Source organism: Streptomyces sp. PKU-EA00015 (assembly GCF_013387495.1).
GTDB lineage: Bacteria > Actinomycetota > Actinomycetes > Streptomycetales > Streptomycetaceae > Streptomyces.
This window is the reverse complement of sequence record NZ_JABZEE010000013.1, coordinates 195,073-215,917: the sequence shown is the minus strand read 5'-3', so window position 1 is coordinate 215,917 and position 20,845 is coordinate 195,073. Positions and strand designations below refer to the sequence as shown.

General features: G+C 72.0%; 19 protein-coding genes. 13 read left to right on the top strand and 6 right to left on the bottom strand.

From position 1 onward, the window contains the following. Nucleotides 1-88 precede the first annotated feature (88 nt). The 5 genes from HW130_RS12935 (at nt 89) to HW130_RS12915 (ending at nt 6,316) form a co-directional block, all read left to right on the top strand. Nucleotides 89-853 carry a GntR family transcriptional regulator gene (locus tag HW130_RS12935; RefSeq protein ID WP_177149704.1) on the top strand — a complete coding sequence of 255 codons (765 nt, stop codon included), beginning with the start codon at nt 89-91 and terminating at the stop codon, nt 851-853. Next, complete coding sequence (locus tag HW130_RS12930) at nt 850-3,282, top strand: dolichyl-phosphate beta-glucosyltransferase (RefSeq protein ID WP_177149658.1); 2,433 nt, start codon at nt 850-852, stop codon at nt 3,280-3,282. The genes HW130_RS12935 and HW130_RS12930 overlap by 4 nt, the downstream gene beginning before the upstream one ends. Before the next feature lie 121 nt (nt 3,283-3,403). Continuing rightward, complete coding sequence (locus HW130_RS12925) at nt 3,404-4,054, top strand: hypothetical protein (protein ID WP_177149657.1); 651 nt, start codon at nt 3,404-3,406, stop codon at nt 4,052-4,054. A 139-nt stretch (nt 4,055-4,193) separates the two neighbouring features. Further along, nucleotides 4,194-5,141 (top strand): class I SAM-dependent methyltransferase, encoded by a 948-nt coding sequence (locus tag HW130_RS12920; protein WP_177149656.1) that lies wholly within the window; start codon nt 4,194-4,196, stop codon nt 5,139-5,141. Between the two features lie 293 nt (nt 5,142-5,434). Next, on the top strand, nt 5,435-6,316 hold the full coding sequence (locus HW130_RS12915; protein ID WP_177149655.1) for an SGNH/GDSL hydrolase family protein: 882 nt from the start codon (nt 5,435-5,437) through the stop codon (nt 6,314-6,316). Nucleotides 6,317-6,380: 64 nt separating this feature from the next. Here HW130_RS12915 and HW130_RS12910 read toward each other — a convergent pair whose 3' ends face one another. Then, the gene (locus HW130_RS12910) at nt 6,381-7,130 is read right to left on the bottom strand and encodes an SLATT domain-containing protein (RefSeq protein ID WP_177149654.1); all 750 of its coding nucleotides are present in this window, start codon (nt 7,128-7,130) and stop codon (nt 6,381-6,383) included. Between the two features lie 324 nt (nt 7,131-7,454). Between HW130_RS12910 and HW130_RS12905 the strand changes: the two genes are divergently transcribed. The 7 genes from HW130_RS12905 to HW130_RS12875 all read left to right on the top strand — a co-directional run bounded on the left by HW130_RS12905 (nt 7,455) and on the right by HW130_RS12875 (nt 13,832). Continuing rightward, nucleotides 7,455-7,790, top strand: coding sequence for a YbaB/EbfC family nucleoid-associated protein (locus HW130_RS12905; RefSeq protein WP_177149653.1), 336 nt, complete (start codon nt 7,455-7,457; stop codon nt 7,788-7,790). Nucleotides 7,791-7,882: 92 nt separating this feature from the next. After that, complete coding sequence (recR, locus tag HW130_RS12900) at nt 7,883-8,482, top strand: recombination mediator RecR (protein WP_177149652.1); 600 nt, start codon at nt 7,883-7,885, stop codon at nt 8,480-8,482. Then, nucleotides 8,475-9,134 (top strand): DUF5063 domain-containing protein, encoded by a 660-nt coding sequence (locus HW130_RS12895; RefSeq protein WP_177149651.1) that lies wholly within the window; start codon nt 8,475-8,477, stop codon nt 9,132-9,134. The genes recR and HW130_RS12895 overlap by 8 nt, the downstream gene beginning before the upstream one ends. 237 nt (nt 9,135-9,371) lie before the next feature. Beyond that, the gene (locus HW130_RS12890) at nt 9,372-10,643 is read left to right on the top strand and encodes an aspartate kinase (protein WP_177149650.1); all 1,272 of its coding nucleotides are present in this window, start codon (nt 9,372-9,374) and stop codon (nt 10,641-10,643) included. Next, nucleotides 10,640-11,692 carry an aspartate-semialdehyde dehydrogenase gene (locus HW130_RS12885; protein WP_177149649.1) on the top strand — a complete coding sequence of 351 codons (1,053 nt, stop codon included), beginning with the start codon at nt 10,640-10,642 and terminating at the stop codon, nt 11,690-11,692. The genes HW130_RS12890 and HW130_RS12885 overlap by 4 nt, the downstream gene beginning before the upstream one ends. Before the next feature lie 323 nt (nt 11,693-12,015). Then, complete coding sequence (locus HW130_RS12880) at nt 12,016-12,678, top strand: SigE family RNA polymerase sigma factor (RefSeq protein WP_177149648.1); 663 nt, start codon at nt 12,016-12,018, stop codon at nt 12,676-12,678. Nucleotides 12,679-12,749: 71 nt separating this feature from the next. Next, entirely contained in the window at nt 12,750-13,832 is a 1,083-nt protein-coding gene (locus HW130_RS12875) for a hypothetical protein (RefSeq protein ID WP_309140420.1), read from the top strand. 161 nt (nt 13,833-13,993) lie between these two features. On the opposite strand, the gene HW130_RS12870 is transcribed toward HW130_RS12875, so the two are convergent. The 3 genes from HW130_RS12870 to HW130_RS12860 all read right to left on the bottom strand — a co-directional run bounded on the left by HW130_RS12870 (nt 13,994) and on the right by HW130_RS12860 (nt 17,730). Then, nucleotides 13,994-14,752, bottom strand: a complete 759-nt coding sequence (locus tag HW130_RS12870) for an SURF1 family protein (protein WP_177149647.1) — start codon at nt 14,750-14,752, stop codon at nt 13,994-13,996. A 207-nt stretch (nt 14,753-14,959) separates the two neighbouring features. Next, the gene (locus HW130_RS12865; RefSeq protein WP_256356049.1) at nt 14,960-16,789 is read right to left on the bottom strand and encodes a prolyl oligopeptidase family serine peptidase; all 1,830 of its coding nucleotides are present in this window, start codon (nt 16,787-16,789) and stop codon (nt 14,960-14,962) included. A 239-nt stretch (nt 16,790-17,028) separates the two neighbouring features. After that, on the bottom strand, nt 17,029-17,730 hold the full coding sequence (locus HW130_RS12860; protein WP_218183451.1) for a hypothetical protein: 702 nt from the start codon (nt 17,728-17,730) through the stop codon (nt 17,029-17,031). Nucleotides 17,731-17,954: 224 nt separating this feature from the next. On the opposite strand from HW130_RS12860, the gene HW130_RS12855 reads away from it, so the two are divergent. After that, entirely contained in the window at nt 17,955-19,010 is a 1,056-nt protein-coding gene (locus tag HW130_RS12855; RefSeq protein ID WP_177149646.1) for a CdaR family transcriptional regulator, read from the top strand. Nucleotides 19,011-19,088: 78 nt separating this feature from the next. Here HW130_RS12855 and HW130_RS12850 read toward each other — a convergent pair whose 3' ends face one another. Continuing rightward, nucleotides 19,089-19,787 carry a 4'-phosphopantetheinyl transferase superfamily protein gene (locus HW130_RS12850; RefSeq protein WP_309140419.1) on the bottom strand — a complete coding sequence of 233 codons (699 nt, stop codon included), beginning with the start codon at nt 19,785-19,787 and terminating at the stop codon, nt 19,089-19,091. Nucleotides 19,788-20,033: 246 nt separating this feature from the next. Then, entirely contained in the window at nt 20,034-20,609 is a 576-nt protein-coding gene (locus HW130_RS12845; protein ID WP_177149645.1) for a TerD family protein, read from the bottom strand. Nucleotides 20,610-20,845: the final 236 nt, after the last annotated feature.

Below are 20,845 nucleotides of genomic sequence, written 5' to 3'. Positions count from 1 at the left end.
CGTCACGGTGCGGGCCCCATGCCCACGACCCCGTCACGACCCCTGGCCTATCGTGTCCGGGACGAAGCAGAAGGAGAAGGCCACCACGATGCCCGGCAACGCCAGCGCCACCGCCGTCACACGCAGCACCCTGCGGCAGCAGATCGCGGACGCGCTGCGTGACGAGGTGCTCGCCGGGCGTCTCCAGCCCGGGCAGGAGTTCACGGTCAAGCAGATCGCCGACCAGTACGGCGTCTCCGCGACACCCGTGCGCGAGGCGCTCGTGGACCTGTCCGCGCAGGGGCTGCTCGAATCGGACCAGCACCGCGGCTTCAAGGTGCACCGGTTCTCCGTCGAGGACTACCGCACGATGGTCGAGGCGCGCTCGATGGTGGTCGACGGCGTCTTCCGGCAGCGCACGGAGCGCGGTTCCGCGGCCCCGGGCGTCTCGGCCCTGCTGTCCGTGCGCCGCCGGGCCGAGGAGGCCGCACGCGCGGCACGCGCCGGTGACCTCGACATCCTGATCGGCTACGACCTGCGGTTCTGGCGCGAGCTCGGAGCGCTCGTGACCAACCACTACATCTCCGAGTTCCTGCACCGGCTGCGCGTACAGGCGTGGGTGTTCGCCGTGCCGTACCTGCGGTCCGACCCGGAGCTGTCGGAGTGGCTGTGGAGCGGGCACGAGAAGGTGGTGGACGCCGTCACCCACGGTGACGCGGAGGTGGTGCGCCGGGAGATCCACGCCTACAACGCGCACGCGCTCGCCTGGGCGGACCGGCTCGAACGCGGACCGGTCCCCGCTGCCGGGTCCGGTTTCGCCACGGACGACCGCCCGGCCCCGGCCCGGATCCCCGACGCCCGGCCCGAGCGGTGAGCGTGGACCTGAGCGTCGTCGTACCCGCGTACAACGAGGAGGAACGCCTCGGCCCGACGCTGCACGCCGTCTGCGCCTTCCTGCGCGCCGACCCCGAGCGCTGGGGCGAGTGGGAGCTGATCGTCGTCGACGACGGCTCCACCGACGCGACCGCGAAGATCGCCCAGGAGGCGGCGGCCGAGGAGCCCCGCATCCAGCTCGTGTCGAGCAGGACCAACCGCGGCAAGGGCCATGCCCTGCGCATGGGCGTCCTCGCCTCCTACGGGCGGCGGGTGCTGTTCACCGACGCCGACCTCGCCACCCCCGTCGACGAGCTGGCCCACCTCGACGACGAGCTCGCCGCCACCGGCGCCGCGGCCGCCATCGGCTCGCGCGCCCACCCCGAGGCCCGGATCGAGGTGCACCAGCGGCGCCTGCGCGAGTGGCTCGGCCGCATGGGCAACCGGCTCATACGCCTCGTCGCGGTGCCCGGCATCCGCGACACCCAGTGCGGCTTCAAACTCTTCGACGGCGACAAGGCACGCGCCGCGTTCGCCGACTCGCGGCTCACCGGGTGGGGCATCGACGTCGAGATCCTGCGTTTCTTCCGCCGCGAGGGCTGGCCCGTGACCGAGGTCCCGGTGCGCTGGTCGCACGTCGCCGGATCCAAGGTCAGGCCCGCCGACTACGGCAAGGTGCTGCTGGAGCTGCTGCGGCTGCGGACCCGTGCCGTGCGGCGCGCGGACCTCGCCGTCGCCGGGCTCTTCCTCCTCGCGTCCGTCCTGCTCTACCAGGGCCTGTGGGCGGACCTCGACCGCGGCTACCTGCGCGACGCCGGCCAGGACCAGAACCAGTGGGAGTGGTTCTTCGCGGTCACCGCCGACAACGTCACGCATCTGCGCAATCCGCTGTTCACCACCCTCCAGGGATATCCCGAGGGCGTGAACCTGATGGCCAACACGGTCATGCTGGGCCTGTCCGTCCCCCTGACCCCCGTCACGCTGGCCTTCGGGCCGACCGTCACCTGGGCGCTCGTCCTCACCCTCGGCCTGACCGCGACCGCCGTCTCCTGGTACTGGCTGATCGCCCGGCGGCTCGTCCGCAACAGAGCCGCCGCCGCGCTCGGCGGCGCCTTCGCCGCCTTCGCGCCGCCGATGATCTCGCACGGGAACGCACACCCGAACTTCCTCGTCCTGTTCATGCTGCCGCTGATCGTCGACCGGGCGCTGCGGCTGTGCGAGGGCCGGAACGTGGTCCGCGACGGCGTGCTGCTCGGCCTGTTCGCGACGTACCAGATCTTCCTCGGCGAGGAGCCGCTGCTGCTCGCCGCCGTGGGCATGCTGCTGTTCGCCCTCTCGTACGCGCTCGCGCGGCGCGACGTGGCCCGGGCTGCGTGGCGGCCGCTGCTGCGCGGGCTCGGGATCGCGCTGCTGGTGTGCCTGCCGCTGGTGGCGTTCCCGCTCGGCTGGCAGTTCTTCGGGCCGCAGAGCTACAAGAGCGTGCTGCACGGCGACAACGCGGGCAACAGCCCGCTCGCGTTCCTGCAGTTCTCGGGTCGTGCCCTGCTCGGCTCGGACGCGGGCGCCGATCCGCTCGCGATGAACCGCACCGAGCAGAACGCCTTCTTCGGCTGGCCGCTGATCGCGCTGAGCGCCGCACTGGTGATCCAGTGGTGGCGGCTGGCGGTGGTGAAGGCGCTGGCGTTCACGGCGGCGGCCGCCGCGTTCCTGTCGCTCGGACCGAGGTTCCGCATCCCGTACACGGACATCGTGCTGACCGGGCCCTGGCGGGCGCTCGCGCACCAGCCGCTGTTCGAGTCGGTCATCGAGTCGCGGGTGGCGATGGTGTGCGCGCCCGTGCTCGGCATGCTGCTCGCACTCGCCGCCGACCGTCTCGCGGCTGCGGAGAACCGCCCCCGGGGCCTGCGGGCAGCGGGCTTCGCGGCGCTGGCGGCGGCGCTGATCCCGGTGCTCCCGACCCCCTACCCGGTACGGGAGCGGGCGGAGGTGCCGGGCTTCATCACCCACGGCGCGTACCGCTCCTACCTCGGCGAGGGCGAGTCGCTGGTCACCGTGCCGCTGCCGACGCCGGGCAGCGCGGACGCCCTGCACTGGCAGTCGGCGAACGGCCTCGGATTCCCGGTCGCCGGCGGCTACTTCAACGGCCCCTGGGGCCCCGACCGCATCGGGATCTACGGTGCGACACCCCGCCACACCTCCAACCTGCTCTCCGACGTCCGCAACACCGGCCGGGTCCCCGTGATCGGTCCCAACTGGCAGGCGCAGGCCCGCGCGGACCTCGCCGCCTGGAGGGCCGGCGTGGTGGTGCTGCCGCCGCAGTACCACGAGCAGGCGCTCTACGAGACGGTCACGAAACTGCTGGGCAGGCCGGGAGAGCGCGTGGCCGGGGTATGGGTATGGGACGTGGGGGCGGAAGGCGGTACGCGATGAGGGCCCTCTTCGCCGGTCCTCCGCACGGCATTACGCTGTCCCGGCCACCGTCCGCGACCCACCGCCCTCCTGGCGCAGCCAGGGGGAGAACCCGTCCGAACCGCTGAGAGCGAGCCTTCCCTTGGCCTGTGACCTGTGGCTGGTCCCCCTTGTCGACGTGCTGTGCCACAGCCCCGACAACCCCTTCGCCGAAGAGATCGCCTCCTACGACAAGGCCCTGACCGGCGCGGGTCTGCCCACCGTGCCCGTCTTCGCCTACATGCCGGGCCTGTCGGGCGACGTCGCACCGGTCGCCGGCTTCGACTACGACGCGCTGCACTTCCTGCGGCGCGCCTACCTGCTTCAGCTGTGCGGTCTCGCGGTGACGCCCGTCGACGAACTCGGCGGCGACTACGAGCAGTTGCTGGAGATGTTCGAGTCGACTGCGCAGCAGTCGCACCTGGTGTGGCACTACGACCACGCGGGCGCGTACGTCCCGGTGGACTTCCCCGCGCCGCTGTTCAACGACGAACTGCTGGAGGGCGGCGGCCCGTTGGGTTCCACTCAGGGTCTTCTGCGCGAACTGGAGTACGTGGCCTGCGCGATCGGCATCGACCCGGCGAACCCGCCGGCCGCGCCGGAGCCGCCGGAGCGTCCCACCGCCCTGGAGGAGCCCGCCGGTCCGATCCCGTACGACGAGAGTCCGTTCGCGCGGGAGCGGCACGTGTGGCTGGGGCTGCATGCGGCGGCGACACGGAGCCTCGGGCAGGGCTCGATGATCATCTTTAGCTGACGCAGACGTCGCCGGGGTCCGCGTCGCGCCCTGGAGGGAGGTGCCGCACGCGTGCCCGACAGCCGCCGGACGCGTGGCGGAAGGATTCCGGACACGTGGCGGACGGATGCCGGACACCTTCCTGCTGTAGGACCGGTGCATGTCGCAGACAAGTACCCCCGCCGAGGGGACGGCCGCGGAAGAACTTCCCAGGCCGGAGCGGTTCGCGGACGTCAAGGGCTGGTTCTGGCCGGTCGATCAGCTGATCTTCGACTGGTTCCTGACCCGTCAGAGAGACACGGACATGAAGGGTGACCTTCTGGAGCTCGGCGCCTACATGGGCAAGAGTGCGATCTTCCTCGGGGGCTATCTGCGGGAAGGGGAGACCTTCACCGTCTGCGACCTGTTCGACTCCGAGGCGCCGGACGACCCCAACAGCGCGGAGATGGACCGCTCTTACGCGACGCTGACGCGCCGGGCCTTCGAGGCCAACTACCTCTCCTTCCACGACGAGCTGCCGACCGTGGTGCAGGCGCCGACGTCCGTCATCACCTCCCGCGTCGAGGCCGCCACCTGCCGCTTCGTCCACGTCGACGCGTCCCACCTGTACGAGCACGTCCACGGCGACGTGGCCGCGGCGCGGGAACTCCTGCTCCCCGACGGGATCGTGGCCTTCGACGACTTCCGGGCCGAGCACTGCCCAGGGGTCTCGGCGGCGGTGTGGGGCGCGGTGTCGACGACCGGCCTCAAGCCGATCGTGATCACGGGCAGCAAGCTGTACGGGACGTGGGGCGATCCCGCCCCGTTCACCGAGGAGCTGCTGGAGTTCCTGGCGACGCGGACGGACGTGTGGCACGGGGTGGAGGAGGTCGCGGGCCTGCCCCTGATCCGTATCAAGGGTCCCAAGGCGCAGCCGCCGGCCCCGCCGGTCTCGCGCAACGAGCCGCTCCCGCGGCCCGCCCCCGAGCCGGATCCCGCCACCCCGCCACCCGCTCCCGCACCGTCCCCGGCGGCGGCTCCCGCCCGCCGCTCCCTCGCCCGCCGTCTGGCCCGGGACCTGCTCCCGCCGATCCTGACGCGGGCACTGACGTCCGGCCGCAGCCGCTGAGGGGATTCACCGGCCGACGACGGCATCGCACACGACGGCTCCGGGGCACGCGCCCCGGAGCCGTTCTGTGCGTGCGCCAAGCACACATCGTCGGGCGGGCGTTGGTGACGGCTCACGAAAAAACTGTCAAGGGTTGGGATTCCGTCACAGGGGCGGCGGGCCCGGGTCCTCCTACGCTTCTCGCACCGATCGGGTGAACGCGCCCCGGCGAACAGGTCGTGGCTCCGCGAGCCGGCGCCCGGAGCGCCGGAGCATGCCAGAGCCGCACCATTCGCCTGAAGGAGCCGCCCCCCATGCCGTTCCGCGCCAAGAACAGAGCCCTGTCGGTGGTCCTCGCGGCCGCCGGGACCGCCGCACTCGGGCTGGGGACCGCCGCCCCCGCCCGGGCCACCGCCGAACCGATGAACTACGTCGCCCTCGGGGACAGTTACAGCGCCGGTTCGGGCGTCCTCCCGCTCGACCCGGCCGCATCCCCCCTGTGCTTCCGCACCACCAGGAACTACCCGCGCCTGGTCGCCGCCCGGACCGGGGCGAGACTCACGGACGTCACCTGTGGCGCCGCGAGGACCGAGCACTTCACGCGGGCCCAGTACCCGGGTGTCGCCCCGCAGTTCGACGCGCTCGGGAGCGACACCGACCTCGTCACGCTGACCATCGGCGGCAACGACAACAACACCTTCATCAGCGCCATCCTCGCCTGCGGCACCCTGGGCGCGCTCACGGCCGGCCAGGGCAGCCCGTGCAAGGACGCCTACGGCAGCAGCTTCTCCGACGACATCGCCGAGAAGACGTATCCCGCGATCAGGACGGCACTGAACCAGATCAGGGCCAGGTCGCCGAAGGCGGAGGTCGCGATCCTCGGTTATCCGTGGATCCTGCCCGAGCGGGCCGTCCCCGGCTGCTTCCTCAAGATGCCGGTCGCCAAGGGCGATGTGCCCTACCTGCACCAGCTGCAGACGGACCTGAACGCGGCCGTCGAGAAGGCCGCCGGCGAGGCCGGTGCCACCTTCGTCGATATGGCCGAGGTGTCGAACGGCCACGACGCCTGCAGCCCGAGGGGAACGCGCTGGATCGAACCGCTCCTGTTCGGCACCAATGTGGTTCCGGTGCACCCGAACGCGGCGGGCGAGGCAGCGATGGCCGACCAGGCGGCCGCTGTGCTGAACCTCGACTGACGAAGGACGCCCCCCGGGGCCCGTGCTGCCCGCATGCCGCCGGGCGGCCGGCCCCGTGCGGGCCTCAGCGCGGCGGCTCCGGGGGCCGCTGCCGGGGCATGTTCGGGCGGGTGCCCGGAGGCAGCGGGAAGCGGCCCTGGATCACGCCCGCGGACTGCGGCGGGGGGCCCGCCTCCGCGCGGGCGGGGGACTGGGTTGTCAGCCGCAGCGGCGCCGGGCCCGCGCGGAAGGCGGTCATCCAGTCCGCCGTCTCCGTACGGACCAGTTCCGAGACGTCCTCGGAGAAGCGGCGCAGCACTCCCAGGCAGCGCTCGGCCGCCTCGCTCGCCGTGCCCTCCGTCGGGCCCAGCACCTCCCGCACGCTCTCGGACGCCCAGTCGAACTGCAGCGACTGCAGGCGGTGCTGCACCGCCTGGGCCGTCGCGACGTCGCGCATCCAGCCCGCGGTGAGGCCGAAGTACCGGTCGCAGGCCACGCAGGCCGCGGCGAGCAGCAGACAGACGTACCCCCAGGGGGCCGCCCCGGCCACCGCGCCGGTCAGGTCGAGCATCGGCAGGGCTGCCCCGGTGACGGCGCCCAGCGCCGTACCGAGGCGCAGCAGCCGGGCCCAGCGGCGCTTGCGGGCGCGGTCCGCGAGGTACCACTCGGCCGTCCGCAGGGCGTCGGCCTCCACCCACCGGTAGAGCTCGTCGAGGCGGACCGCGGGCTCCCCCCAGTCGCCGAGCGGGAACGCCCGTCCGGTCAGATCACCCAGCGGCGCGGTGCCGCCCTCCTCCCGGGCCGGCCCCCCGGGCTGCATCTCCGGCTGGCTCACCGGTGCGCTCCTCTACCCTCTACGGCTTCAGCGGCTTCGCTGAAAAGGTGCTCAAAAGGTGCTGACGTTACACCGTGTGACGTACGGTGCGCGCGTTCGTTCTGATGGGCCCGCGAATGCGCACGCCCTTCATACCGCCGAATGGTGGGCTGTGCGCCCCCGATGCCCGTATTTCCGCCCGCACGGGGGCCTTGATCAGGTAGCGGATCCCGGTCGGGGCCCGTGGCTCTCACTCGAAAGAGTTGGTCACCTCCAGGTGGGGCATCGCGCCCGGTGACCACGTAGGCTCGGCCGTATCGAAGCAACGTACGGACAGGAGTGACCGTGATTCCCGGTGGTGGCCAGCCCAACATGCAGCAGTTGCTCCAGCAGGCCCAGAAGATGCAGCAGGATCTCGCCCGGGCGCAGGAGGAGTTGGCGCAGACCGAGGTCGAGGGCCAGGCGGGCGGCGGTCTGGTGAAGGCCACCGTCACAGGCTCCGGCGAGCTGCGCAACCTCGTCATCGACCCGAAGGCCGTCGACCCGGAGGACACCGAGACCCTCGCGGACCTCGTCGTCGCCGCCGTCCACGCCGCCAACGAGAACGCCCGGCAGCTCCAGCAGGACAAGCTCGGACCGCTCGCGCAGGGCCTCGGCGGCATGCCGGGCCTGCCGTTCTGACCCCGGCTTCTCCCGCCGGTCCCGTCAGGCCCTTCTAAGCGTCATATTCACCAACTACCGTAAGCAGCAAGCACGCAAGGAAAGGCGTTCCGTTGTACGAAGGCGTGGTTCAGGACCTCATCGACGAACTGGGCAGGCTGCCCGGCGTCGGTCCCAAGAGCGCGCAGCGGATCGCCTTCCACATCCTCCAGGCGGAGCCGACCGACGTCCGCCGGCTCGCGCACGCGCTGCTGGAGGTGAAGGACAAGGTGCGCTTCTGCGCCGTGTGCGGCAACGTCGCACAGCAGGAGCAGTGCAACATCTGCCGTGACCCCCGCCGCGACCAGGCCGTCATCTGCGTCGTGGAGGAGCCGAAGGACGTCGTCGCGATCGAGCGGACGCGTGAGTTCCGCGGCCGGTACCACGTTCTGGGCGGCGCCATCAGCCCCATCGAGGGTGTGGGCCCGGACGACCTGCGCATCCGCGAGCTGCTGGCCCGGCTCGCGGACGGCACGGTCACCGAGCTGATCCTGGCCACGGACCCGAATCTCGAGGGCGAGGCGACGGCCACCTATCTCGCACGCATGGTGAAGCCGATGGGACTCAAGGTCACGCGGCTGGCCAGCGGCCTCCCGGTGGGGGGAGACTTGGAATACGCCGACGAGGTCACGCTCGGGCGTGCCTTCGAGGGGAGACGACTGCTCGATGTCTGACGCCATGCTGCACGCCGTAGGTCAGGACCCGGACGACTTCGCGGTCCAGATCGCCGACTCGATCGAATCCTTCATCGTGGCGACGACCGAGGTCGCGAAGGGCGACGAGCCGGACAGCGCGGTCCCGTTCCTGCTGCTGGAGGTGTCCCAGCTGCTGCTGACCGGAGGCCGCCTGGGCGCGCACGAGGACATCCTCCCGGACGAGCGGTACGAGCCGGACACCGGTCCCGACCAGGACGTCGACGACCTGCGCGAGCGCTTCGCCGTGCTCCTCGACCCGGTGGACGTCTTCTCCGAGGTCTTCGACCCGTACGAGCCCCGCAAGGCCCCGGTGCCCTCGCGGATCTCCGACAGCCTCGCGGACATCGTCACCGACCTGCGCCACGGCCTCGCCCACTACCGCGCGGGCCGCACCACGGAGGCGCTGTGGTGGTGGCAGTTCTCGTACTTCTCCAACTGGGGCCCGACCGCCTCCGCCACCCTGCGCGCGCTCCAGTCCCTCGTGGCCCACGTCCGCCTCGACCAGCCGCTGGCCGAGCTGGACGGCCTGGACACGGACGAGGACCTCGCCGAGGAGCTGCTGGCCGAGGAGGCCGGCAAGGTGATGGTCGAGGAGATCGCCGCCCCGCTGGGGCTGCGCCGGGCGCGCTGACGTCCGGCGGGCTCCGCGCTCGTGCCGCCCGGCTGTGAAGCGGGCCACATCCCGCGTACGCAGCCGTCCCCTGGGCAGCAGCCATCCGAGCGGCCGCGAACGTCCCTGGCCCCTTCCTGGATGATCACCTGGTGAGCGGGACATCTCACCATGTGACATCACAGGGGCGTATCGCGGCCGCTCGATAGACTGAGCCGACCGCAGTAGTGACTGCAGAAGACCGAGCGAGGAGCGCACGTGGGCCTTGTCGTGCAGAAGTACGGAGGCTCCTCCGTTGCCGATGCCGAAGGCATCAAGCGGGTCGCCAAGCGAATCGTCGATGCCAAGAAGGACGGCCACCAGGTGGTCGTCGTGGTGTCGGCGATGGGTGACACGACGGACGAGCTGATCGATCTCGCCGAGCAGGTATCTCCGATCCCTGCCGGGCGTGAGTTCGACATGCTGCTGACCGCAGGAGAGCGGATCTCCATGGCCCTGCTGGCCATGGCGATCAAAAACCTGGGCCACGAGGCCCAGTCGTTCACCGGCAGCCAGGCAGGCGTCATCACCGACTCGGTCCACAACAAAGCGCGCATCATCGATGTGACGCCGGGCCGGATCCGCACGGCGCTCGACGAGGGCAACATCGCGATCGTCGCCGGCTTCCAGGGTGTGTCCCAGGACAAGAAGGACATCACCACGCTGGGGCGTGGCGGGTCCGACACCACGGCGGTGGCGCTGGCCGCCGCGCTGGACGCCGAGGTCTGCGAGATCTACACCGACGTCGACGGCGTCTTCACCGCCGACCCGCGGGTCGTCAAGAAGGCCCGGAAGATCGACTGGATCTCCTCCGAGGACATGCTGGAGCTCGCCGCCTCCGGCTCCAAGGTGCTGCTGCACCGGTGCGTCGAGTACGCACGCCGTTACAACATCCCGATCCACGTGCGCTCGTCCTTCTCCGGACTGCGCGGCACCTGGGTCAGCAACGAACCGCAAGGGGATCAGAAGGTGGAGCACGCCATCATCTCCGGAGTCGCCCACGACGTCTCCGAGGCCAAGGTCACCGTCGTCGGCGTCCCGGACAAGCCGGGCGAGGCCGCGGCCATCTTCCGTGCCATCGCCGATGCCGAGATCAACATCGACATGGTCGTGCAGAACGTCTCGGCGGCCACCACGGCGCTGACCGACATCTCCTTCACCCTGCCGAAGACCGACGGCGCGAAGGCCATGGCCGCGCTGGAGAAGCAGAAGTCGGCGATCGGCTTCGACTCGCTGCGCTACGACGACCAGATCGGCAAGATCTCCCTGGTCGGCGCCGGTATGAAGACCAACCCCGGTGTGACCGCGTCCTTCTTCGAGGCGCTGTCCGACGCGGGCGTGAACATCGAGCTGATCTCGACCTCCGAGATCCGCATCTCGGTGGTCACCCGCGCCGACGACGTCAACGAGGCCGTGCGCGCCGTGCACACCGCGTTCGGGCTCGACTCCGACTCCGACGAGGCGGTCGTCTACGGAGGCACCGGGCGATGAAGCCCAAACCGGCGCTCGCGGTCGTGGGAGCGACCGGAGCCGTCGGTGCGGTGATGCTCCGGATCCTGTCGCAGCACGCCGACATCTGGGGCGAGATCCGACTCGCCGCCTCCCCGCGATCGGCCGGCCGCAAGCTGGCTGTGCGCGGGGAGGAGTGCGAGGTCGTGCCGCTCGGCGAGGAGGTCTTCGACGGCATCGACGTCGCGGTGTTCCTCGTACCGGGCGAGGTGTCCGAGCGGTGGGCGCCGGTCGCCGTCGCCAAGGGCGCGGTGGTCGTGGACAACTCCCCGGCCTTCCGCATGGACCCGGACGTCCCGCTCGTCGTGCCCGAGGTCAATCCGCACTGTGTACGGGTGCGGCCGCGCGGCATCGTCGCCAGCCCCCACGACACCACGCTGACGCTGGTGCCCGCGGTGGGGGCGCTGCACGCCGAGTTCGGCCTGCGGGAACTGGTCGTGTCCTCGTACCAGGCCGCAAGCGGCGCCGGCCGGGACGCGGTGGACGCCCTGCGTGCCCAGCTGTCCCTGGTGGCCGGCACGGAGCTGGGCACGGGGCCCGGCGACGTACGCCGTGCGGTGGGCGACGACGGGCTCGGCCCGCTGCCCGCGCCGCTGGCGCTGAACGTCGTGCCCTGGACCGGTGAGCCGCGCGAGGGCGGCTGGTCGTCCGAGGAGCTGGGGCTGCGTGCCGAGACCCGCAAGATCCTGGACCTGCCGTCGCTGAAGGTCGCGGCGACATTCGTCCGTGTACCCGTGCTGACCACGCACTCCCTGGTGGTGCACGCGCGCTTCGAGAACGAGGTCACGGTGGACCGGGCGCACGAGATCCTGGCGACCTCGCCGGGGGTCGTGCTCTACGACGACCCCCGGGCGGGCGACTTCCCGACGCCCGCGGACGTGGTGGGCACCGATCCGACGTGGGTGGGGCGTGTGCGCCGGGCGCCCGACGACCCGTCGGCGCTGGAGCTCTTCGTGTGCGGCGACAACCTGCGCAAGGGAGCCGCGCTGAACTCCGCGCAGATCGCGGAGACGGTGGCCGCCGAGTTCTGAGCCCGGGGGACCGGGGGACCGGCCGCAGACGGCCGAACCGATAATGGGAACGGATTGTCCGTGGGGCTTTGTAGGATCTGTACGTGCCCTGTGAACTTTCAAGGTCTGTACCACTTGAACTGGGGCGTGAGCCTGTTCGATTATTCGCTTCCCTCCTTGCTGCAAGCGGCAGTTGGGGGGAAGCGTCTTTGCGGTCGCCTCGGAACGGTGCCGTAAAAATGGGGCATTAGGGATGAGCGAGTGCGCATGAGGGCATTTGGTTCACCGCCAAAAGCGGTGGCGTACGCGTACAACCCTGACGGGGGGAAGCGTGTCCAACAGGCGTGGCAGAGGTTCTCGACATCGCAGGGGTGGTCCCGGTCCGCGGCGCTTCGGTGCGTCCGCTCCGCAGACCTCGTCCGGCCGGCGGCATGCCGGTGATCGCACCTATGCCCGCACCGCGGACCACGCGCATCCCGGCCCCGCGGCAGGGCGCTGACGACGCCATGGCCGCCGGCACGACCGTCGATCACCTCACCGAGACCTACCGCGCCCACTACCGGTCGTTGCTGGGTCTCGCCGCCCTGCTCCTGGACGACACCGCGTCCTGCGAGGACGTGGTCCAGGAGGCGTTCATCCGGGTCCACTCCGCGCGCTCGCGCGTACGGGACCCCGAGAAGACCCTCGCCTACCTGCGCCAGACCGTCGTCAACCTCTCCCGCTCCGCGCTGCGCCGCCGCATCCTCGGCCTGAAGCTGCTCTCCAAGCCGATGCCCGACATGGCGAGCGCGGAGGAGGGCGCGTACGACCAGCTGGAGCGGGACGCGTTGATCAAGGCGATGCGGGGGCTGCAGCGGCGCCAGCGCGAGGTGCTGGTCCTGCGGTACTTCGCCGACATGACCGAGGCGCAGGTGGCCGAGACGCTGGGGGTCTCCCTCGGCTCGGTGAAGGCGTACGGCTCCCGGGGCATCGCGGCGCTGCGCGTCGCCATGGAGGCCACGGCATGAGCAGGCACACGGACAGGTATGAGCACTACGGGCCGGACGGGCCGTTTGACGACCGGACTGGGAACGGAAAAGTGAGCAACAGGCCGGAGAACGAACTGGGCGGCCTTGGCAGGGGCCCCGACGAGGACCTGTTCGCGGGCCTCGGAGAGGGACCGGGGGCGGGACTGGGCGGGGACGAGGAAGCCCTGCGCAGAATGCTGCACGGCGTCGTCGAGGAACTCGAGCCCTCCGAAGGCGCGCTCGACCATCTGCGCCGGGCGGTCCCGGCGCGGCGCGCCCGCAAGCGCCAGGCGCTCGTCGGCGCCGCGGCGGCGGTGCTGCTGATCGGCACCGCGGTGCCCGCCTTCGTCCACGTCGCGAACTCCGGCGGCGTTGACCAGGCCAACCCGGTCAACGCCGGGCACGGCGAGCAGGCCCAGGGCGGCACGGGCAACGAGCCGGGCGCGACCGGCGGGGACAAGGACCCGCTGGCCCCCTCGAAGGGCACTGGCCAGGATCCCGAGGTCAAGGACCCCACCAGCGCGGCACCGGGCGAGCAGCCGGGCGCGGGCGACGGCGCCTCGGGCGAGCCGGTCCCGCCGGGCAGCGGGGGCGACACCGTGCCGGTGTGCGGCGGCGCCGACCTCGGGGTCCTCTCGGCGGAGACGAATCCGCCGGACCCCGACGGCAAGGTCTACGGCACCTTCCGCGTCGCCAATGTCTCCGCGTCGGACTGCACGGTCGGCGGAGGCGGCACCGTCGTCTTCCAGACCGCCGGCGCGGCCGACCAGGCCCGCATCAGCGTGGTCGCGCACACCTCGGGCGACGCGGCGGGTGGTCTGCCCGATCCGTCGGCGGAGCAGGCGTCGCTGCTGCTGAAGCCGTCGTCCGCCTATGAGGTGAAGTTCGCCTGGGTGCCGTCCGACAGCTGCCCCAGCACCGCCTCGCCCGACCCGTCGCCCACGGACGGCGGATCGGCGGGCACGGGCACGAGCGCGGGCACCTCGGCGGAGAACAACACCGAGGCCCAGCTGGCCTCCGAGGACGGCGGCACGCAGGACGGCAGCGTGACGGTCACCCACATCGCGGAGGCGGGCTCCCCGAACGCCCAGGCGACGATCACCAACGCCTGCGCCGGCACGATCTACCGCACGGGCCTGCTCCCGGGCCAGTGACGGTCCGCGCGGGCGCGCGGCCCCGATGCTGTGAGCGGCCGCGCCGGTGATGGGCGGGGCGCGGCCAACCCGGGGCGGGCGAGCCCATCCCTGGGGGCGGGCAGCAGCCGTGGCTCAGGACACCAGGACGTCAGGGCGCCGCCGGGTGTGGCGGGACCGGGCTAGGACATCTCGGGCGTCAGCCCGAGTTCGCGGTCGCGTGCCGCCTCCGCCTCACGGCGGACCAGGCGGAACCACATGAACAGCACGAAGCCCGCGAACACGAACCACTCACCGGTGTAGCCCAGGTTCTGGAACGCCTTCAGGTCCAGGCCGCTGTTCTGCGGGGCCGACGCCGGCACCGCCGTCAGGCCGCTGTCCGCCTTCGTCAGCGTGACCCACGCGTCGTACACGTCGTCCGGCACCAGGTTCACCAGCGACGCCGCGCTGATCATGCCGAGCTGGCCGCGCGGCAGGCCACCCGCCGCATGCACCCCGTCGGTGCCCACGGTCTCGGACGCCTGCAGTGCGCCCGTCACCGTCACCACGCCGGAAGGAGCCGCCGGCGCGCGCTCACCCTCGGCCAGCCAGCCGCGGACCACCGGCAGCGTCTTGCCGCTCTCCGTCCGCAGCAGCGTCAGCACGTACGCGCCTCGCCTGCCGTCCAGCTCACGGTCCGGAACGAGGAACTGCTCCCCGTACCGGCCCGTCGCCGTCGCCTGCCGTCCCGACGTCTCCTTGTCGACGGGCAGCAGCTCGTCGAGGGGGGCCGCCGCGAGCCGTTCCTGCTGGCCGGGCCGCCGCTCGGCCTCCCGGTGGCTGTCGACGCGGTCCTCGAACCTGCCCAGCTGCCAGGAGCCCATGAAGACGCAGAACGGGATCGCCAGCAGGACGAAGACGTTGATCCCCCACCAGCGGGGCGTCAGCAGGAATCGGTACACGCCTCCACGGTACGGAATGTGCCCGCGCTCCCTCGTCCCGGGGCCGGACCTCGGGCCGTCCGCCGGTCCACCGCGGCCTGCCGTCGACCGCCTCCGCGGCCCACCGCCACCGGCCTGCTGTCCGCCCGACCTGCCGTCACAGGAGCTGACGTGGCCCAGGGTCCGCCGGCCCTGCGCTGGCCCAGCGTCCGGAGGGCCTGCCGTGGCCTACCGTCCGTCGGCCTGCGCCTCACCCCCGTTCAGGTGCCGGTCCGCGAAGGCGATCTCCAGGCGCACCTGCTTGATGCGCTCCTCCACCACGAGCGAGCCGTGCCCCGCGTCGTATCGGTACACCTCGTGGACCGCGCCGCGCGCCGCGAGGCGGTCCACGTAGTTCTCCACCTGACGGATCGGGCAGCGCGGATCGTTGACCCCCGCCGAGATGTAGACCGGCGCGCGGACCGCGTCGACGTACGTCAGCGGGGACGACGCCTCGAAACGCTCCGGCACCTCCTCCGGTGTGCCGCCCAGGAGCGTGCGGTCCATGGCCTTCAGGGCCTCCATCTCGTCGTGGTAGGCCGTGACGTAGTCCGCGACCGGTACCGCGGCCAGACCGACGGCCCAGGCGTCCGGCTGGGTGCCGAGCCCGAGCAGCGTCAGATACCCGCCCCACGATCCGCCCGCGAGCACGAGCTTGTCCGGGTCGGCGAGACCGGAGGAGACCGCCCACTCGCGGACCGCCGCGATGTCCTCCAGCTCGATCAGCCCCACACGGTGCTTGAGCGCGTCCGTCCACTCCCTCCCGTAGCCGGTCGAGCCGCGGTAGTTGACGCGGACCACCGCGTACCCGTGGTCGATCCAGGCCGCCGGGCCCGCGGCGAAGGCGTCGCTGTCGTGCCAGGTCGGGCCGCCGTGGATCTCGAAGACCGTCGGCAGCGGGCCGCCCGCGCCGGCCGGCTTCTGGACCAGGGCGTGGATGCGGCCTCCGGGGCCCTCCACCCAGGCGTCCTCGACAGGGACCGAGGACGGCGCCTTCATCCCCGGCGGGTCGAGCACCACACCACCCTTCGTCGAGCGGACCTGCGGCGCCCGGGCGGCGGACGACCACAGGTATTCGACGGTGCGGTCGGGGCGGGCGGTGGCGCCCGAGACCGAACCGGCGGGCGTCTCGATCCGCGTCAGCTCGTGCGCGGCGAGGTCGTAGCGCCACAGTTCGCCGCGCGCCTCGAAGTCGTGCGCGACGAGAAGGGCCGAGCCGTCCGGGTACCACTCGGCGTTCACATCGCCCGGGAGGTCGATCGCGAGGCCGGTCTGCTCGCTGGTCATCACGTCCCAGATCATCGGCTCCCAGCGTCCCCGCCGCTGGTGACCGACGAGCAGCCGGGTGTCGCCGTCGACCGGTGCGAAGCCGAGCACCTCGAGACCGAGCTCCGCCGTGCCGTTCTCGGTGTCGTCGAGCTCCGCCACCACGTCGCCGTCCAGTTTCAGCACCCGCAGCGCGGAGTGCATCGCGTCCCCGTGCTCGGTGTGCTCGATGGCGAGGAGCGTCCCGTCGTGGGAGAGGTCGCCGACGCCCGCCGACTCCCGGTGCCGGTAGATCTCCACGGGCTCCGTGCCCGGCCGCACGACGTGGACGGTCGAGCCGTCCTCGTCCGTCGAGCGGCCGATCACGGCGGTGCCGTCGCGGCCTATGGCGAGCCCGGCGGGATAGGAGGGCTCGAGCCCGGGCGCGGCGGGCACGTCCTCCCCGCCGCCGAACGGCTGCCGCATCCAGACCCCGAACTCGTCGCCGTCGGTGTCCGAGAACCACCAGACGGCCTCGCCGTCCGGCGTGAGCACGCCGTCGGTGGTGCCGTTCGGCCGGTCGGTGACCTGCCGCTGGGTGCCCGTGGCACGGTCCCACGCGTACAGCTCGTACGTCCCCGTCGCGTTGGAGACGAAAAGGGAGCGGTCGGGGGCGTCCTCGGCCCAGTCGGGCAGAGAGACACGGGGCGCCCGGAAGCGCTTCTCCCAGTCGGGCATGCCGGGCATGTCGGGTGTGCTGAGTGCGTCGTCCATGCCCCCATCAAACCGGAAACCGCCGACACTCTCCTCAGCCTGTGGACAACTTCTGTGCGTACCTGACAATCGAGCCGCGATCCCGCGGGGGATCACCCTCGCCGCCCACCGGAACCCTCCCGCCCGGCTGGTGTCACGCCGCTGCCGAAGGGGCCGCCGCCGCCCACCGGTTCACTACGGGCCGACCGACGACGCGGCGTGGCGGCTGCGGGCCGCCCCACCGTTCCGGGCAGGGAGGCTCAGGCCGCGGTCGAGCGGCCGACGCCGGGCCGTTCGCCGAACGGCGCGTACGGGGTGACCCAGAAGAAATCGCCCGCCTCGTCGTACGCGTAGAGCAGCCCGGTCGCGCCCAGGGTCAGCGGCTCCTCGACAATGCCGGTCTCCTTCCCGTTCCGGGGGCCGAGCTGTCTGACCTGTACGACGGCGGTGGAGCCGTCACGAGCGGTGACCTCCGCCCGGCCGATGCGCGTGTCCACCCGTCCGGTGCGGACGGTGCACGTCATGCCGACGAAGTCCTGCCGGGAGGGCCCGGGTTCGTCGGGGAAGAGCTTCGCCAGCACCCGGACCAGCCGTCGCGTGACGGCCCAGGCGGCCAGCGCGGCGGCGGCGAGGACCGCGCAGGCGAGGGCGGCGTACGGGACGCCCGTCAGGCCGGAGCGGCGCAGCGGCACCGAGCCGGCGAGGCTGGTGAACCAGGCGACGGCGACCAGCAGGGACACGACGACGGCGACCGGCACGCCGCCGAGCCCGGCGACGCCGCCCCGGAGCTCCACGTCGGAGTCGAACATGTCGTGACCGACGGCTCGGCACAGCACCAGCACCCAGAAGGCGACGACCACGACGAGAGCGGCGCTGAAGAACACTGCGGGAAAGGCAACCGCGGCCGCGACGAACTCGTTCACCGGCGCGACCCCCGTTCCCCCGTTGCCGATTCGCAGCATCCGGCGCAACCCTCGGCTCCGGCGCGACCCCATGGTGGCAGCCTCGCGAGCTTGCTCGCATTGCCGGATTCCGGCAGCCTTGACGCGTTCTTGATGCCGGGCCGCCGGAGGCGAGCCCTCCGCCGCACGCGCAGGAGCGGGCGTGCGGTACGGCGTGGGTGAGTGGGGCCGCGGCGGAAGCAGAAGCGGCCGTGGACGGCGCAACGCAGAGTGGGGGAGCCGACTTGGGCACGACGGAGACACCGGACGCGTACGTCGCCGGGTACGCCGAGATTCTTGCGGAGGTCGGCCGGACCGGACGCCGGCTCACCCGCGACGAACTCGACGGACGGCGCTCCCTCGGCGAACAGGCCGCTGAGGCGGGACACGGTCTGCGACCGCTGGTCATCCAGTACTTGGCGAAGACGCGCACCGCCTGGCCCGTGACCACGTCGCCCGAGAGTGTGCTGGCCGCGGTCGAGCAGGCGGTCGACGCGTTCGCGGGCGGGTACGAGCGGGCGCAGCGGCTGGCCGTGCGCAAAGAGGAGGCGGCCCGGCGGGAGTTCGTCGACGACCTGCTGTACGGGCGCAGCGACCCGGGCCGGCTGGCGCAGCGTGCCGAGCGGTTCGGGCTGCGGCTCGCCCACGCGCACGCGGTCGGCGTCGCCGAGGCTCCCGAGGCCTATGACGACACGCACCCGGTGACCCGCACGGTCGAGGCCGCTCTCCTCAGCCGTTTCGGAGACCGCCGGATTCTGCTGACCACCAAGGAAGGCCGGCTGATCTGCGTCGTCCCCGCCGACCAGGAGGAGGTCGTGCGGTACTTCGCCAAGCAGGCGTACGCGGCGACCGGCGGCGGCCGGGCGGCGATCGGCCGCCCCCACCAAGGGGCAGGCGGTGTCGTCCGCTCGTACGAGGAGGCCCTGAACGCCCTCGACCTCGCCGACCGCATCGGACTCGACGAACCCGTACTGCACGCCGCCGACCTGCTGGTCTTCCCCGTACTCGCGCGTGACCGGGAGGCGATGGCCGACCTCGTGCAAAGTGCCCTGGGGCCGTTGCAGCAGGCGAGGGGAGGAGCGCAGCCCCTGCTGGACACGCTGCACGCCTACTTCGACGCCGGATGTGTGGCGGCGCAGGCCGCCCGCCGACTGAACCTGAGCGTCCGCGCGCTCACGTACCGGCTGGAGCGCATCCACCGGCTGACCGGCTCCGACCCCACGGACCCGGTGCACCGGTACACGCTGCAGACGGCGGCGATCGGCGCGCGCCTGCTGGACTGGCCGGCGAAGGACCTCTGAGCGCGTCCCTCGACCGAGGTTCGCCTCGGGCCTCGGAGTCCTGCGGAAGGGCGGTCCTGACGCGCCACTGCCCCGGCCCTAAAGGGTGCCGGGACGGCGCACGGCGGCTGCCGCCGCATAGCCCGGGTCGGCGGGCAGGTCGGCGATCAGCCAGAGGTCCTGTGGGGCCGGTCGGGCACCGCTGCCCACGTAGGCGAGCGCCACGTCCTCGTTCAGACCGACGCCCATCGCTTTGAGCATCGCCTCCTTGCGCGTCCAGCAGCGGGCGAACGCGGTGGTCCGGTCCCCCGCGGGAAGCGCGGCCAGCTCCGCACGCTCGTGCGGGTGCAGCTGTGTCGCGACGTCCTCGGCGGTCCCGGCCGACGGCATGATCTCGACATCGATGCCCACGGGGACGGAGGCGAGCGCGATCATCACCATGCCGCTGGTGTGCGACAAGGAGAAGTGGACGGCCCTGCCCGGGACATAGGGACGGCCGTGCGCCCCGCCGCAGTGCGCGCACGGCTCCCGCACGATCGACACGTCCTGGGGCGCCTGCCCCAACCGCTGTCCGAGCAGCCGACGCAGCGTCACGTGCGCGACGGCGAAGGCGTCCCGGTCCTCAGGGCGCCGGAACACCGCGAGGCGCGCGGACTCCTCGGCATCCAGCACATGCGCGAGCGCCGCGGCTTCCTGCGCGTGCTCGGGCACCCGGCCGGACCACACCAATTCCAGCCCGGGCAACGGCTGCGCTATGTCCCCCGCCATCACGTCCTCCGCATCGGTCGCACGGTGCACCGGCTGTGACCGTACTGCACCGAGCGCCGCACCCCCTACGCCTGGGCCCAGAGCACACCGCGCCGGCCCCGATGCCGACGCGTACGCGTACAGCCCTCCGTGCACCGCTGCGGCCGAGTACGCCGCCCGGCGCGGGTGCGGCCCGTGGCGCGGGCCGCACTCCGAACGCCGGAGCCGCTCAGGACGACTCAGGACGGTTGATAACGATTAAGAGCGATTGGGGGCGGCTCCCGAGCCCAGCAGGGCTCAGATGTTGACGCCGAAGTCCTGCGCGATGCCCCGCAGTCCGGAGGCGTACCCCTGGCCGACGGCGCGGAACTTCCACTCCGCGCCGTTGCGGTACAGCTCGCCGAAGACCATCGCGGTCTCCGTGGACGCGTCCTCGCTCAGGTCGTAGCGGGCCAGCTCGGCACCGCCCGCCTGGTTGACGACGCGGATGAAGGCGTTGCGCACCTGGCCGAAGGACTGGCTGCGGCTCTCGCCCTCGTGGATCGAGACCGGGAACACGATCTTGTCGACCTCGGCGGCCACGCCCGCCAGATCGACCTTGATCTGCTCGTCGTCGCCCTCGCCCTGACCCGTGAGGTTGTCACCGGTGTGCTCGACGGAGCCGTCGGGGCTCTTGAGATTGTTGAAGAAGACGAAGTGCTGGTCGGTCAGGACCTTGCCGTTCGCATCGACCAGCAGGGCGCTGGCGTCGAGGTCGAAGTCGGTCCCGGTGGTGGTGCGGACGTCCCAGCCGAGACCCACGATGACCGCGGTCAGGCCCGGGGCCTCCTTGGTGAGCGAGACGTTGCCGCCCTTGGAAAGGCTGACACCCATGGAAATCCCCTGCGCAATCCGGCGCGGGCCGCGCCTCTTGACGATTCCTTTGCCCGACCGAGCCAACGAGCGGGCCCCCGAGCCGGTTCCCTTCCCCCGCAGAGGAACCCGCTCGGGTGACTCTGCCCGCCGCGTTGACGGCCGCGTGCCTGTCTGGCAGGTCCGGCGGTGACGCCGTCGCGCGCCTACGGGCATGACCGGCTGTGACTCCTCGCGCGCCTGCGTGAGGCGGTCCC

Excerpts from the sequence above, each read along its gene's own strand:
- HW130_RS12935 (WP_177149704.1), top strand. The coding sequence starts at position 89 with ATGCCCGGCAACGCCAGCGCCACCGCCGTCACACGCAGCACCCTGCGG.
- HW130_RS12920 (WP_177149656.1), top strand. The coding sequence starts at position 4,194 with ATGTCGCAGACAAGTACCCCCGCCGAGGGGACGGCCGCGGAAGAACTT.
- HW130_RS12915 (WP_177149655.1), top strand. The coding sequence starts at position 5,435 with ATGCCGTTCCGCGCCAAGAACAGAGCCCTGTCGGTGGTCCTCGCGGCC.
- HW130_RS12895 (WP_177149651.1), top strand. The coding sequence starts at position 8,475 with ATGTCTGACGCCATGCTGCACGCCGTAGGTCAGGACCCGGACGACTTC.
- HW130_RS12885 (WP_177149649.1), top strand. The coding sequence starts at position 10,640 with ATGAAGCCCAAACCGGCGCTCGCGGTCGTGGGAGCGACCGGAGCCGTC.
- HW130_RS12865 (WP_256356049.1), bottom strand. The coding sequence starts at position 16,789 with ATGGACGACGCACTCAGCACACCCGACATGCCCGGCATGCCCGACTGG.
- HW130_RS12860 (WP_218183451.1), bottom strand. The coding sequence starts at position 17,730 with ATGCTGCGAATCGGCAACGGGGGAACGGGGGTCGCGCCGGTGAACGAG.
- HW130_RS12845 (WP_177149645.1), bottom strand. The coding sequence starts at position 20,609 with ATGGGTGTCAGCCTTTCCAAGGGCGGCAACGTCTCGCTCACCAAGGAG.